The organism is Pareuzebyella sediminis, assembly GCF_008367235.1.
Taxonomy (GTDB): Bacteria; Bacteroidota; Bacteroidia; order Flavobacteriales; family Flavobacteriaceae; genus Pareuzebyella; species Pareuzebyella sediminis.
On sequence record NZ_VTZS01000001.1, the window covers coordinates 1,216,481 to 1,232,055 of the forward strand.

The 15,575-nt window shown below is 41.7% G+C and carries 12 protein-coding genes; 7 read left to right on the forward strand and 5 right to left on the reverse strand.

The genetic code is table 11. The annotated features are described in order from the left end of the window. The first annotated feature begins 7 nt into the window (after positions 1–7). From F2B13_RS05155 to F2B13_RS05170, 4 genes are all read left to right on the forward strand, one after another. Positions 8–1,819 (forward strand): PspC domain-containing protein, encoded by a 1,812-nt coding sequence (locus tag F2B13_RS05155; protein WP_149276207.1) that lies wholly within the window; start codon positions 8–10, stop codon positions 1,817–1,819. 153 nt (positions 1,820–1,972) lie between these two features. Then, complete coding sequence (locus tag F2B13_RS05160) at positions 1,973–2,704, forward strand: head GIN domain-containing protein (RefSeq protein WP_149303461.1); 732 nt, start codon at positions 1,973–1,975, stop codon at positions 2,702–2,704. 84 nt (positions 2,705–2,788) lie between these two features. Further along, complete coding sequence (locus F2B13_RS05165) at positions 2,789–3,802, forward strand: dipeptide epimerase (RefSeq protein ID WP_149303463.1); 1,014 nt, start codon at positions 2,789–2,791, stop codon at positions 3,800–3,802. Next, positions 3,799–4,863: an aminotransferase class I/II-fold pyridoxal phosphate-dependent enzyme gene (locus tag F2B13_RS05170; RefSeq protein ID WP_149303464.1), complete on the forward strand. Its 1,065-nt coding sequence runs from the start codon at positions 3,799–3,801 to the stop codon at positions 4,861–4,863. Before F2B13_RS05165 ends, F2B13_RS05170 begins: the two co-directional genes overlap by 4 nt. A gap of 13 nt (positions 4,864–4,876) precedes the next feature. Here the strand turns inward: F2B13_RS05170 and F2B13_RS05175 are convergent, their stop codons facing one another. Further along, a complete protein-coding gene (locus F2B13_RS05175; RefSeq protein WP_149303466.1) occupies positions 4,877–6,292 on the reverse strand; it encodes a SusD/RagB family nutrient-binding outer membrane lipoprotein in 1,416 nt (471 codons plus the stop codon). Between the two features lie 55 nt (positions 6,293–6,347). Continuing rightward, positions 6,348–9,419: a SusC/RagA family TonB-linked outer membrane protein gene (locus F2B13_RS05180; protein ID WP_149303468.1), complete on the reverse strand. Its 3,072-nt coding sequence runs from the start codon at positions 9,417–9,419 to the stop codon at positions 6,348–6,350. A gap of 266 nt (positions 9,420–9,685) precedes the next feature. Here F2B13_RS05180 and F2B13_RS05185 point away from each other — a divergent pair, with 266 nt between their 5' ends. Then, positions 9,686–10,132 (forward strand): hypothetical protein, encoded by a 447-nt coding sequence (locus F2B13_RS05185; RefSeq protein ID WP_149276213.1) that lies wholly within the window; start codon positions 9,686–9,688, stop codon positions 10,130–10,132. Between the two features lie 69 nt (positions 10,133–10,201). Here the strand turns inward: F2B13_RS05185 and trxB are convergent, their stop codons facing one another. Continuing rightward, the gene (trxB, locus tag F2B13_RS05190; RefSeq protein ID WP_149276214.1) at positions 10,202–11,167 is read right to left on the reverse strand and encodes a thioredoxin-disulfide reductase; all 966 of its coding nucleotides are present in this window, start codon (positions 11,165–11,167) and stop codon (positions 10,202–10,204) included. 254 nt (positions 11,168–11,421) lie between these two features. Between trxB and F2B13_RS05195 the strand changes: the two genes are divergently transcribed. Continuing rightward, positions 11,422–12,120, forward strand: a complete 699-nt coding sequence (locus F2B13_RS05195; protein WP_149303470.1) for a LytR/AlgR family response regulator transcription factor — start codon at positions 11,422–11,424, stop codon at positions 12,118–12,120. Between the two features lie 266 nt (positions 12,121–12,386). Next, positions 12,387–13,091, forward strand: a complete 705-nt coding sequence (locus F2B13_RS05200) for a LytR/AlgR family response regulator transcription factor (protein ID WP_149276216.1) — start codon at positions 12,387–12,389, stop codon at positions 13,089–13,091. Between the two features lie 6 nt (positions 13,092–13,097). Here F2B13_RS05200 and galK read toward each other — a convergent pair whose 3' ends face one another. Continuing rightward, positions 13,098–14,231, reverse strand: coding sequence for a galactokinase (gene galK, locus F2B13_RS05205; RefSeq protein WP_149303472.1), 1,134 nt, complete (start codon positions 14,229–14,231; stop codon positions 13,098–13,100). A gap of 7 nt (positions 14,232–14,238) precedes the next feature. Further along, positions 14,239–15,384, reverse strand: a complete 1,146-nt coding sequence (locus tag F2B13_RS05210; protein ID WP_149303474.1) for a formylglycine-generating enzyme family protein — start codon at positions 15,382–15,384, stop codon at positions 14,239–14,241. Positions 15,385–15,575 lie beyond the last annotated feature (191 nt).

Consider the following 15,575-nt stretch of genomic DNA (forward strand, 5'->3'; position numbering starts at 1 on the left):
CTAAAAAATGAACAAGACAGTAAATATTAATCTAGCCAATATGCTCTTTCACATCGACGAAGGAGCGTACAACAAGATGCAGCGTTATCTTGAGTCGGTAAAACGCTCGTTTGCGAATACCCCTGGCAGCGACGAAATTCTCGCCGATATAGAAGCCCGCATTGCAGAACTTTTTCATGAGAAATTGGAAAACGAACGGCAGGTCATCACCGAGAAAGAGGTCGATGAAGTCATAGCCATCATGGGCCAGCCCGAAGATTACATGGTAGACGAAGACATCTTTGAAGACGAGCCCAAAACGAAATATTCCGAACCCAGAAGAACCAAAAAACTTTATCGTGATACGGAACACAAGTATGTGGCAGGGGTATCATCGGGGCTAGGCCATTATTTAGGAATTGATGCCCTATGGGTACGTCTTTTATGGATATTGCTGACCATCGGGTCAGGAGGCGGTTTCATCATCATCTACGCCCTGTTGTGGTTACTTATTCCTGAAGCGGCTACCACTTCCCAAAAATTGGATATGCGGGGGGAGGATGTCAACATCAGCAATATAGAACGCAAGGTCAAGGAAGGCTTTGATGATGTTGCCCAAAAAATCAAGAGCGTCGATTACGAAGGAGTAGGAAACAAAGTTAAGAAAGGAGGAAAAACCTTTTTTGATACCCTCGGTGAGGTTTTTATGTTCCTCTTTAAGGTATTAGGTAAATTTATCGGTATTCTTCTAATTATAATAGGGGCATCGACCATAATTGGCCTTTTCATTGGATTAATTACTTTAGGTATAGCCGATATGGTACAGATTCCAGGAATAAATTTTTACCATGTTCTGGATGCAAGCAATATGCCCATATGGCTGGTTTCGCTCTTAGGCTTTTTAGCTATTGGCATCCCCTTTTTCTTTGTACTATATCTTGGACTGAAAATTTTGGTAAACAACCTGAAATCGATTGGCAAAGTGGCCAAATTTTCACTGCTTGGCCTATGGTTGCTGGCCATCATACTGCTGATCGTATTCGGAATTCGTCAAGCTTCGGCCCGGGCCTATTCAGAATCGACCGTAAAGACCGAAGCATTGTACTTTCAAGATCTGAACGATACCCTACAAATAAATTTGGCCTCCTATGACCGTATGTATCGTAACAAAAGAAAGGTGAAAATGGCCAACGGAATTACCATAAGCCGAAACGAAGCTGGCGAAGAGGTCATGGTTATGGACGAAGTTCACATTTACCTTGAAAAATCGAAAGATTCCATAGCACGAATCGAGATTATTAAAGAGTCTGACGGCCCGTCTTTTGAAAAGGCCGAAGCATTGGCAGCCAATATTCAATACAATTACGAGATTGAGGGTAATACGTTGTATTTAGAAGACTTTATTACCACAGCGCGAAAGAACAAGTTGATGAATCAAGAGGTGAGGGTAAACTTATATCTCCCCGAAGGCACGGTCTTGAATTATTTGAACGAAAGTAATTACCGTTGTTGGAGAATCCGTTTCGATAACGACAGAGATTTGGGCAGCTGTGACATGAAAGATTTTACATGGAAAATGGGTGCTGATGGGGAACTCAAGTGCCTAGACTGTCCAGAGCCAGTTTTGGAATCTGAAGAAGATTCTAACGACAAGAATAAGGTAATCATCGACGAAGATGGTATAGACATCGATATCAAAGATGGTAGTGACTCGTTTAAACTGAAAATCAATGAGGACGGCGTGGAAATCAAGGCCAACGAAGGTACCATTGATGAAGATATAAATTCTGACGATACGCAGGAAGAACTTCAGAATGAAGAAGAAAGTCCACGGCCTTAAGATTTGTATTTTTGGTTTCCCCGAATACGGTTCATCACCGTTATTCGACAACTCGAGACTTTAAAAAACCATCATCGTTCACAAAATAAGAATTTTATAAAAACAAAACAGCAATCAGTCCCTTCTAAAATGTAAGGGCTTAAAACATCAATCATGACAACCTTAGCACGAATCGCAATCGCATTTTTAATAGCCTTATTTTTGTCTTCCTGTGGAATGGACATTAATTTTGGAAATTTCGGAACCGGTGAAAAAGGAAACGGCCATATTATTACCGAGACAAGAAACGTCAAGGAAGATTTTCAATCGGTCGTAGCTTCCGAGGGAATCGCCGTATACGTTACTCAGGCAGACGCATTCAAAATTGAGGTCGAAGCCGATGAAAATATTATTGACCTCATCGGCACTGACATTAAGAACGGTAAATTACGTATTCATGCTAGGGAAAATATTGGCAACGCTACGAAAAACGTCTATGTTCACCTTCCTGAAATTAGTGCATTAAGCGGTTCCAGTGGAGCTCATCTCAAAACCGAAAGCCGTATTACCGCTTCTAATCTGGATATTGAAGGAAGCAGTGGCTCCCTCATCAATATTGAATTGACCACTGAAAGGTTAAAAGTCGATACCAGTAGTGGTGCGAACTTGAGTATTTCCGGCAATGCCGACCATATCACCATGCAAGCAAGTAGCGGTAGTAATATCAATGCCAAAGCGCTTAAAACATCTATATGCCAAGCCGATGCCAGTAGCGGTGGGAATATTAAGGTACAAGTAACGGAAACTTTATCGGCACATGCGAGTAGCGGGGGCAACATTGCGTATTTGGGCAACCCTAAGGTTCAAACGAAAAAATCAGTTTCCGGTAGCGTTCATAAATACTAGTTACATACCGAAATACGAGATATGACCTGTTGGTATTTTATGAACCTGACAGGTCTTTTCTTATCTTAGGGCCAAATTTATCACATGCGAATAAGTCTAAGAAAATACATACTGCCTTTAAAGCACACCTTCAGTATATCGCGTGAATCACACGACTTTCAAGACACCCTCATCGTTGGTCTGACCGACAATGGAAGTACAGGATACGGTGAGGCGACTTCAAATCCATATTACCACATCACCATCGAGAGTATGATTGCGGAAATAGAGGCCGTTAGAAATGACATAGAGTCGCAGCATTTTGAAACACCCGAAGCTTTGTATCAATTACTTGTCGCCAAAGAACTTTCAAACTTTGCCATCTGTGCCTTGGATCTTGCAGCTTGGGATCTCTTTGGAAAACAAAGAGGAAAACCACTATACCAACTTTGGGGCACTTCGATAGAGAACTATCCTATTACGAACTACACCATTGGCATTGCTTCAATCGACAAAATGGTCGCCAAAATGAAAGAAACCCCTTGGCCTATCTACAAGATAAAGCTGGGCACTGAAGATGATGTGGCCATAGTAAGGGAACTCCGAAAATATTCGGATGCTATTTTTCGCATAGATGCCAACTGTGCATGGTCGGCCGAAGAAACAGTTTATAATGCCCCTTTGCTTAAAGATTTAGGGGTCGAGTTTCTGGAACAGCCTTTACCGGCTTCCGATTGGGAAGGCATGGAGCAGGTGAAGGCAAAAAGCGTTCTTCCCGTTATTGCCGATGAAAGTTGCATTGTAGAAAGTGACGTGGATCAATGTGGCTCCTATTTCGATGGTATAAATATCAAACTCACCAAATGTGGCGGCCTTACCCCGGCCCTGCGAATGATCGAAAAGGGTAAGCAGTTGGGGTTGAAAATCATGGTGGGATGTATGACCGAGTCGACCGTTGGCATTTCTGCAATCGCTCAGCTCTTGCCGCAACTGGATTATGTCGATATGGATGGCCCTCTTTTGCTAAAGGAGGATATTGCGGACGGAGTTGAAATATGTGATAAGGGAAATCTTATTTTTCCCAGATTGGGGGGAACAGGTGTAACTTTACGATCATGACCTACACAATAGATAGCTTTCCAGGAAGGGAAATACTGATTCAGGGGGAACCTTATCTCTATTTTGGAGGTACATCGTATTTAGGGCTGCAAACAGATGAAGCGTTTCAGCATATATTTTTGGAGAACATAAAGAAGTATGGTACCAATTACGGGGCATCGAGAAAATCCAACCTTCGCCTATCCATATTCGAAGAAACCGAAAGGTATTTAGCCGATATAGTCGGAAGCCCTGCCAGCCTTACCCTATCCTCTGGGTACCTAGCCGGTCAATTGGTAGCGCATCGCTTTCATACCGAGTCTTACAAATTATTTTATGCCCCTAAAGTACATTCGGCTCTTTTTGTACCCACGGTATCGGCGAGTACCGTCAAGGAGTATACTACCTTCACGGCATTGAACATAGCTGTTCGTGCACATTTGGCCTCTAACCATAACAAATCGACCCCCGTGGTGTTTTTGGATGCCATAGATTTTTCAGGTTGCAACTATCCCGACTTCGAAGCTTTAAGGATATTGCCCTTAGAAGATATCATAGTTGTAGTCGACGATTCACACGGCATTGGAGTGGTGGGGCAGAATGGTGGAGGGGTCTATAGAAAACTCCAAGAACTCAAAATGAAAGAACTGCTGGTGTGTTGTTCTTTGGGCAAAGGTTTCGGAATACAGGCCGGTGCCATATTCGGCACGAAAGATCGCATCTCGAGTATGCAACACGCCCCATTATTCGGAGGAGCTAGTCCCGCTACTCCTGCAGCCCTGGCCACTTTATTGGAAGCAGAGCCTATTTTCGAGGCCAATAGAAAAATTTTACAAGGGAACTTGGCCTTTTTTCTTGCCAATCTCACTAAAAAGAAAAAATTTACCTTTATGGAAAACCATCCAGCTTTCAGCTTTTCCGATCTCCAGCTTACCGAATACCTTGCGGCTCATAAAATTGTTGTAACCAGTTTTCCGTATCCCGATGAGCACTCACCGTTGATGAGTCGCATTGTTATCAGCGCCGCCCATAAAAAAGAGGATATCGAACGTCTTTTGGACTGCATCAATATCCTACCTTAAGCAAGATTTTGCCTTACTCCGTATCCCAAAATATGCGATCAAGCAATGTCACCTCGGGTACATTATTACCATTTCGACTGGTCTCACTGTCGGGATAAGGTAATCTTCTAATGAACTGCCCGGATAGATCAGGGTTCAAGTTAGCGGGCAAGGTAAAGTTTTCGTATTGATAGTCAAATCGTCTGGCATCATTCCAAGATTCAGGATGCAGAAATAACGCCACCCACTTTTCCTTGAAAATATCATTAAGCGTAAAAGCGCTCTCTCCCATACTCACATCAGGCCCTGCCAAATAAGTGTCTATATCGGTCTGCGGCACTCCCAACATATTCATATGGGCTACAATGCCATCTAAATATGCCTGATATGATCTGGACTTATCCGTCGCAAATGCGGCTTCAGCTTCAATAAATTTTTGCTCGCTATACGTTGCGATCAATATGGGAGAAGTAACCGAAGTATAATATTGTCCTTCTATCAAAGTAGAACGAGCGCCCTGTTCTGGCGCGTCTCCCCTACCGGCACCGTTTTCTGTACCGATATATTGACCATCATCGGTGGCACCCACCATAAGGGGTAATCTAGGATCCACGGTATTGTATGATGTTCCGTCCAAGGCCTGGATAAATTGTTCGGAAATCCAGCCCCCCAATAATAGATCCGCATTGTCCCTGGCCACCTCTGCCCAAGGATTAATGGATTGCTCAAAGAAATTCACCCCCGCATTGTCGTCTCCAGATTGAAAGCCATTGTCTACCGATGCCAATACCTCTTCTGAACTATAGCTTCCTGTATTCTTAAGATGAATCATATACCTTGCCTTAAGCATGTTTGCGAAGGCCAGCCATTTTGCTACATCTCCTTGGTAGATAAAATCATCACTTCCCATTGTCGCTGTCGTTTCACCATTTAGATGTGAAATGCCTATATCAAGGTAATTCATGACAACCCCATACAGTTCTTGATCTGCATCATATTTAGGGGTTACCGTCTCAAAATTGAAACTTTCGGAAAAGGGAATATCCCCAAAAATATCTACGGTCATGCCCAAATTCAAGGCCATCAAGACTTCGGCAGCGCCTTGATAGTGCCCTGCACCTTGCTCCTCGGCCTTATCGATCAATACCGTTAAATCCGTCATCACATTATACAGACTGAACCACGTATTATTATTGCTCACGGGTTCCATGGTGTCTGAAGCACTAGCCGGGTTGGGCGATGCCAAATATTGCACATAATTTGAAACGATATCCCCAATACGGTAGACATTCAAAGCCGATTCATAAGTACTATTGATCATCAAACCCGATATGGGCGCATCTTGAGGGTTATTGGGGTTCTCATTGACATCTAAATATGAATCACATGCCAAAACCATAAACACCAGCCCAATGGCAACTATTCCTTTTGTTCTATTTATAATTTTCATTTGTATGTTTTTTTAGTTCGCCTAAAGCTTTTAAGTTCGATAGCGTTGCGTTCGATTATAATCCGAAATTAAAGGTTAAGAAATAACTTTGCGTACCTGGAAAACCAAGGCCCGTAAACCCAATGGCATTTCCTCCGGCGCCGGCCGAAAAGGATTCAGGATCAAAACCATCCCACGGGGAATACAGAATGATATTATTAGCGGCCAAGGAAACCCTTAATGACGAAAATGGTATTCTATCTAGAATCTTATTCCCTAGAGTATAAGTCAATGAAATATTTCTGAGCTTGACGAAACTGGCATCCTGTACAAAGTTTTCGGTAATGCCCCTGTAGTCATTTCGCCAGAAACCGGCTCCGTAATCCCTACCGTCGGGGCCAACACCCTGCCCCAACCAAACTTCTTGGGTATTGGCCGAACCATCTTCCAAAACCCCATCGAAAATCCTCAAATCATTTCTGGCCAAGGTATACTCATTCTTTCCAAAAGCGGAGAGAAAATTATCGTATTGGTTATACTGTTCGACATCGGCCCTGAAATCAATTAAGAAGTTCAATTCGAAATTTTTATAGGTCAGTTGGTTTCTCACCCCTCCTATCCACTTCGGAACGGCATTTCCTAAAATAAGTTGATTGGCATTTCTTTCGGGAAAGCCATCGTCACCGATAATAACGGGCAGCCCACGCTGCAAAAACAAGGCGTCTTCATCAGCGCCAAATCGCTGATAACTCGTTCCGTATAAATTCCCATACGCCTCTCCTTCAATTAGTTTCATGGTAACCGTACTGCCCGCATACCCGAACTGACTGCCTACGACAATTTCTTCTATGCCCTCTCTAATGGCCTTGATTTCATTATCATTTTTCGACAAATTGGCAGTAGTGGTCCATTGAAAGTTATCGGTCTTAATAATATCAACACCGAGTACGAGTTCGACACCACTGTTTTCAATCTCACCTGCATTCGTAATATATTCTGAAAAACCGGTGCCGTCGGAAATAGGAACGGGAATAATTTGGTCTTCGGCATTCGACTTATAATAGGTTACGTCAATATCAAGGCGGCTCTGGAAAAATGACAACTGAGCTCCAAATTCGATTGAGGTAGTCAACTCCGGCTTCAAGGAAGGATCCCCGAAAGTACTGTTTCTACTGAAACCCACCTGACCATCAAGCGGGAAAACAGACGGGGAAACAAAGGTCGCTCCCAAAATATGGGGATTTGTATCTTTACCTACTTGAGCCCAAGAACCCCTAAGTTTACCGAACGTAAACCATTGAGGGAGCTCAAAACTTTCGGAGAAGACATAACCTAGATTGACCGAGGGATAGAAAAAGGAATTATTGTCTTTTGGTAATGTGGAAGAAATATCATTTCTACCCGTTAAGTTAAGGTAGAGAAAGTCTTTGTAATTGACCATCAAATCTCCGTAAAACCCTACCAACCGTCGAATACTTTTATTTTGACTTGCGAAGATTTGTCTTGTATTGTTCAAATTATAGAACTCAGGTATCACAAAATCCTCACCTGTAGCGGTGACCCTATCGAATTTTCGTTGAAAAATATCGTTACCCAACCTTAAACTGGTGTTCCAGTCGTCGTTCCATTGCTTCTTTAGAGTAACATAGAGGTTTGAAGTGATATCTTTACTATTGATTCTAGTTTCTTCGATGAATCCGGTAGAACTAAGAGAATTCTCCCCATCAATACCTTTTGGGCCCGGTGTAATCTCGGAACGCATATCACTATAGAAATCCGTTCCGATTCGGTAGGAAAGCATGAGCCAATCGGTAGGGCTATAATTAAAATTTAAATTTCCGATGACACGATTTACGTTGTCTTCATAGGTACTGAAACGGGCATCGTAAATTGGATTTGTATTACCGTATGTCTTCATGGTTCCATCTGGATTGATATAGTCCCTAACATCTTGAGTTTCGGCCCAATACATCATTCGTTCCATGAACCTGTCGTGGGGCACTCTGTTACCTCCTGAATTGGTATAATTGATTGAACCACTAAAATCGAACTTCTCACTTACTTTTACGGTTCCTGAGAGCTTGGCCGAAGTTCGGGCCCAATCGCTGAAAGGTATTATCCCTTTTTGGTCAAACCGGCCGAAAGAACCATAAAAGGTCGCGTTCTCCCCACCTCCGGAAATGCTGATACTGTGGTCTGACTGAACGCCCGTGTTAAAGGCCCTGTTCCAATTGTCTTGATATTTGTGACCCGGAACGGTCTGTGCCACTTCGGAGATAGGTGCTCCCCATGAAGGCCAAAAACTGGTAGGATCGTATTCCCCGCTAAATCCTTGTCCGTATTGGGTTTGCAATTCCGGAAGCCTGTTCAATTCCTCGAATCCTACGGAGGTGTTGAGATTAATCCTTACTTGACCTTTCTGGCCCTTTTTCGTTGTAATAATTACCGCACCATTTGCAGCCCTGACACCGTACAAAGCAGTGGCAGCCGCCCCTTTTAGTACCGACATTGATTCTACGTCCGCTGGATTGATATCGGCTGCCCTATTCGAAAGGCCCCTAGGCGTATTAGGTGATTCTACAGTAGAATTATCGATAGGCACCCCATCTATTACGAATAAGGGTTGATTATCGGCAGCTGGATCTAAAGAGTTAATACCCCGGATAATAATTCTAGCACTTTGACCGGGGGCCCCGCCAGAATTCGTTATTTGAACCCCGGCTACCTGCCCCTGAAGGGCATTGACCAAATTGGTCTGTTTGGTTTGCGAGATGGCATCGGCATCTATACTTTGTGCCGCATAGCCCAAGGCTTTCTTTTCTTGGGAAATACCAAAAGCGGTTACGATTACCTCATCCAATTGTTCCGAATCCTCCTCCATTGAAACATCAATTACCGAATTTAGACCGACGATGATTTCTTTGGGTTCCATTCCGAGATACGTAAATTCAAGCGTATCACCAGTCTCCGCTGTAATCGAATAATTCCCATCGAAATCAGTGGTAGTACCGCGAGTCGTCCCGGAAACAATGATGCTTACCCCAGGCAACGGTTGACCAGAAGCATCGGCAACATTGCCGGTTATAGTTTGCCCTAAGACACTAGAGCACCCTAAGAGTAAAAACAAGATTATAGTAATATTCTTCATAGTGTTTCAAGTTAATTCTTCTATATAAAAGTAAGAATTAATGGCATCAATCTTAGTGGAAACCCTATAATTATGAAAATCTCAAGAAGAGAGGTCCGATTTTGAACAATTGTAGAAGACAACTCCAAAAAAATAAAAAGATCTACTTAGACCAACTACTTTAAAATATTGATATGTTAATATATCACCTTAAAAATTAAGAATATTTTAAAATAAATTGTACCTTATTATGGTAAAACTATTTAAGAACCTCAAAACACTCGAATATGAAAAATTCTATCAAAACTGTTGTTTTGATGTTAGTCTTTGTTTCTCTTGCAGGACTCACTTCCTTAAAACCTCAGAACGCGAATTCCCTAGAAGGAACTTGGGAATTGATCAATCGTTATAATTGGAAAGATGGTAATGTCACCGATACCCTTCCTAATACAAACGGTTATAGACAAGTAAAAATCTACAGTAAAGATAAAGTGATGTGGACCCGTTATTCTCCAGATGACCCCAATGAATGGTTCGGGTATGGATCATACACCAATACCGAAGACCGACTTGAAGAAAGGTTGGAATACGGCTCAAAGGTGATGATGGCCATTCAGGATACTATCGAAGCATTCCGGTTCGAGCTACAGCTCGATAAAGACACGTATAGCCAGATTACGATCGATGAGGAAGGTAATCGCACATTTTCAGAAAATTACAGACGAATCGATTAGAATTTAAAAAAGAGCGGAAATCCGTAGAGATGGACTTCCGCTCTTTTTATCCTTGAAACGTATAGTGTATTAACCGACTTCTTCAGGTGTTTCGATAGTAGCCAAGTACCGTTCGGCATCGAGAGCGGCCATGCAACCGGTTCCCGCAGCGGTTACGGCCTGCCTATATTCCTTATCCTGAGCATCGCCACTAGCAAAAACACCAGGCTTGTTGGTTTTGGTACTCTTTCCCTTTGTAACGATATATCCCGTTTCATCCATATCAAGTTGCCCCTTAAATATATCGGTATTAGGTTTATGGCCTATGGCAATAAAAAGTCCGGTAACGGTAATTTCTTTTTTGTCTCCTGTCTGATTGTTCACAATCCTGAGCCCCTCGACTACTTGATCCCCTAAGACCTCATCAACTTCGGTATTGTACAAAATCTCGATATTCTTAAGGTTGTTTACCCTATGTTGCATCGCCTTCGAAGCCCTCATATAATCTTTACGAACAAGCATGGTCACCTTACTACAGATATTGGCCAAATACGAGGCCTCTTCAGCGGCAGTGTCCCCGGCTCCCACGATGGCCACGTCTTGTCCCTTATAAAAAAAACCGTCACACACTGCACAAGCCGAAACTCCTCCTCCTCTTAAGCGCTGTTCACTGGGTATATTAAGATACTTTGCCGATGCTCCGGTAGAAATTATAATGGTCTCTGCCTCTATTGATTTGTTGTCATCAATGGTAGCTTTGTGAATGCCCCCGACCTCATCACTTAGCTCGACCGCTGTAACCATACCGATACGCACATCGGTTCCGAAACGTTCGGCCTGCTGTTGCAACTGTACCATCATTGTCGGGCCATCAATACCTTCGGGATACCCAGGGAAATTATCTACCTCCGTCGTCGTTGTCAACTGCCCTCCAGGCTCCATACCGGTATAGACCACCGGCTTTAAATCGGCGCGAGCCGCATAGATAGCCGCCGTATAACCTGCGGGGCCTGACCCAATAATCAATGTTTTTATCCTTTCAATCTTTTCAGACATGTCTAAAACTTGCTTTAAAAATTAGTGTAACAAAAGTAGCCTTTTTATAAAAAAACGAATCAACGAGTTATTAAAAGTTTTCCTCTTTTGGTCGCTATAGCTCCTTAAAAATTACAAGTCGAGAAAAGTTCGAAATATTCTTCGCTAAGATGAGATATATCAATCTTACTTGAGAGGATCTAGCGAAACTTAGTTCAGAAACCAAACCTTTCTATTTGTAATCCGTAGGTATAGGTAAGAGCAACACAAAAAGTATGAAAATTCAAAAATTGAACAGTATCCTCATCGAGGATTCCCCATTGCATTGCAAAACCTTGACAAAAATGGTAAAACGCCATCCGAATCTGACTTTACAAGGATATTGTCGTAATGCTTTTAGAGCCCAGCAAATGATTACAGATCTGGATATTGACCTTATTTTTCTTAATATAGAAATACCCATAATCAATGGTTTCGATTTTCTAGAAACCTTGGAAGAGGTTCCTCAAGTAATTATCGTTAGCGATTCAGATAAATATGCGTTAAAAGCCTATGAGTATGATGTTACTGATTATCTATTGAACCCCATTTGCATCAATAGGTTTGAAAAAGCTGTAAAAAGAGCTTTGCAAAACCAAAAAGGGTCTCTTTGTGAACAAAATGATAAACATTTGTTCGTGAAAAGCAATTTTAGAAAGGTTAAAGTTAGATGTAACGAAATAAAATGGATAGAGGCCTTGGGGGATTACGTGCGTCTGGTAACTGAAAAATCGAACCTAGTTGTACAAAGTTCAATGAAATCTTTCTATGAAAAACTGCCTAACGACCAATTCGTACGAACACACAAATCGTACATCGTAAACCTTCGTAGAATTGAAAGATTCAATACTACTGAAATCGAAGTGGATGGCAAGAAAATTCCACTCAGTAGAAAAAGGAGAACGGTATTTATGAACACACTTGGTGTTGAATGACAATGTCAAAATTATACATGCTTTCCGTTTTAAACTATTCCAAAAATAGTTCAGGTGTATTGAGAAAAAAGCCATTTTTTGATTCTCTAATGAAAATAGATCAATTTTTACTTTGAAATCATTACAATTGGTTATTTCAATTAGGCATAACAATTATAACCCTTATATTTGAATTGAAAATCGTTAACAAAAATTGAAGAAAATCCTTAAAAGGTTTAACGACAATGGCCTATCAAGGTTTTTTTCGGAACGCTTAATCTATAATTATGGGCAAACTTAAACTGAAGACAATAGTCATTGACGATTCAAAACTGCAGCGCAAGGCGGTAGTCAAGCTCATTAATGATCATCAGGGTCTAGAGCTGGTAGCCGACTTCGACAATGCCGTAAAAGTGGAAAAAATGATACGGGACACCCACATAGATATCATTTTTTTAGACATCGAAATGCCGATAATCAATGGATTTGAATTCATGGATTCCTTAGCCAATAGGCCACAAATTATATTAATTACCGCCAAACAGGAATATGCCATGCAAGCTTTCGATTACGATGTGACCGATTATTTACTCAAACCTATTACCATTACTCGGTTTAATGCATCGGTCAAAAAGGCGCTATTAAAACATTCCCTAAAGGAAGATACGGAAGAACCTTATATTTTTGTAAGCAGTCAGCTGAAAAAAGTAAAGGTCTATATCAAAGACATTAAATGGATCGAGGGTTGGGGAGACTATGTCAAGGTAGTTACATACGATACCACGCTCTTAGTACTTTCCACGATGAAAGCGTTCATGGAGGATTTGCCGGACGATCAATTTTTGCGAATCCATAAATCCTATATCGTTAATTTAGACAAAGTAGAGAAATTCAACGGTTCTAAAGTCGAAGTCTGTGGAAGTCAAATTCCATTAAGTCGACATAAAAGAACGCTATTGGAAGAAGCCTTATTCAATACCTCCCTAAATTAACCGACGCTATTCGACAACTATTGAAGTACCCCCACTAGGTTTGACCTCAAAGGCTTCCAATTGAATTCCAAATTTATCTTTATAGGATTTCGAGGCACTTTCAATAAATTCAAGGACCGCATCTTGATGTACAATATTTAGCGTACAACCGCCAAAGCCCCCACCAGTTTGTCGAGCTCCCAACACATTCGAATTCTTCTTTGAGAATGCCACCAAAAAATCGGATTCTTTGCAGCTCACTTCATACTGCCTGCTGATACCTTCATGGGCCTCATACAACAGACCGCCCAAGGTTGGCAGGTCTTTTTCCTTGAGTGCCTTGGCCATTTTTATCACTCTTTCATTCTCGGCTATGATGAATTTACATCTGAGATAAACCTTTTGGGAAAGATTATTTTTACATTCCTCAAGCATACTTTGATTTACATCCCTAAGCGAATCGACCTGAGGAAATTGCTTTCGTATGATTGCAACTCCCTGTTCACACTCTTCTTTTCGTGTATTGTATTCGCTAGAAGCCAAATTATGTGATACTTTGGTATTCAACAAAATAATGCGATACGGGAAAAGATCGATCGGTATATAATCATATTTCAAAGACCTACAATCTAGCATGATGACATGACCAGCCTTGCTCATTACCGAAGCAAACTGGTCCATGATACCACATTGTGTTCCTACATAAGTATGCTCGGCTGTTTGTGATAGTTGAACAAGTTGTAATTTAGTTAGACCTAGACCAAATAATTCGTTAAGACCAAAAGCGAGTCCGCACTCTAGCGCGGCCGAAGAGCTTAGCCCTGATCCGGTAGGCAAATTACTTTCAACAATACAGTCAAAACCTCCGAGTTCATTGCTTATTTTAGAAATTTCATAGAGTACCCCTAGAATATAGTTTTCCCATTCTACTCTACTTACCGAAATTTTATTCAGGTCTATTTCAAAACCAGTATCATAAGTACGGCTGTAGACATTGCAATGATGGTCAGAGTCATTTTTTTGTAAACTGAACTTAATATTCTTTTCGATGGCGGTGGGCAATACATATCCCATGTTATAATCGGTATGCTCGCCTATTAGGTTTATTCTACCCGGAGATTTTACGACCAATTCTGGGGAAAAGTGCTTTAAAAAATGCATGGGTACATTATTTGTTCCTATTACGGAGCATATCGGGTGTGGCTACGGTGCGAAAGCCTAAATGCTCTAAAGATGAATCTAAACTGGTCGCCATTCGTGATGATACACGGTAGCTGGCACAATAGGAGGCGTTGCATAAAAAAGACCCCCCTTTCATTACTTTTTCTCGAGCATAGGGATCTCTTTCATTGAACGGGGATTCAGCTCCATTAGGATTTTTGATTATTGTATTTTGTGAGAAAAGATCATTATAATACGTGGTATTGTACCAATCGCTCGTCCATTCCCACACATTACCGGCCATATCAAAAAGTCCGAAATCGTTAGGGGCAAAAGACCTCACAGGCGCACGACGTTCAAAGCCATCAGCCTTATTATTGGTCACAGGAAATTCTCCTTCCCAGGTATTTGCCATTTTCGATAGTGGTGATTCATCATCTCCCCAAAAGTAAATCGTACGTGTTTGATTGCCCCTAGCGGCCCTTTCCCATTCGGCCTCTGTGGGCAGTCGACGGCCAGCCCATTCACAATAAGCCAAGGCATCTTCATAGGCTATATGAACTACCGGAAAGTCATCCATACCCTTAATAGAACTGCCCGGACCATTTGGATGCCTCCAATTCGCCCCTATGGTCCAATTCCACCACTGTGAGAAATCATAGAGATTTGGCACCGAGGTTTTCGTCTTTTTAAAGGTCAGCGAGCCCGGTTGCATAATCGAATCAGGGGGTCTAGGGGTACCTTCTGGTAATTGCTTTTTCATCTCCTCCCAGTCGATTTCCCGCTCAGCAACAGTTTTGTAACCCGTCTCTTCAACAAACTTTTTGAATTGGGCATTCGTGACTTCGGTAATATCCATGAAAAATCCATCAACCGCTACTTTATGGGCCGGTTTTTCATGGTTCATGGCCATCTTATCCTGAGCAACAGCACCTTGATCGAATACGGCCCCTGGAACCCAAACCATACCTTTGGGCACCTCAATATCTTTTGGCTTTTCCTTGATTACCGTAGTATCTCCCTGACGCGATTCAGATTGATCGATAGACGGTGAAGTAACGGTCTTCGTGTTGGCAATATTCTTATCTTCTTTACATCCCACGAAAGCCGTAAACAAAATAAATCCTACTAAAAAACTAATATTCTTTTGCATGAATGGTTCTAAATATTAAGGTTCAAAGTTACCCTATTTTTTTATATCACTTGGCATACCCATAATCATCTTTCGCAAGAATTCATGCAGTCGTTAGTAACAAAAAACCTTTCAATATCTTACTATTAGTAATAAAAATGTCCCTGCCAAAAGACAGGGACATCGCTAAATTAAGTGGAGTGTTTGAAAAT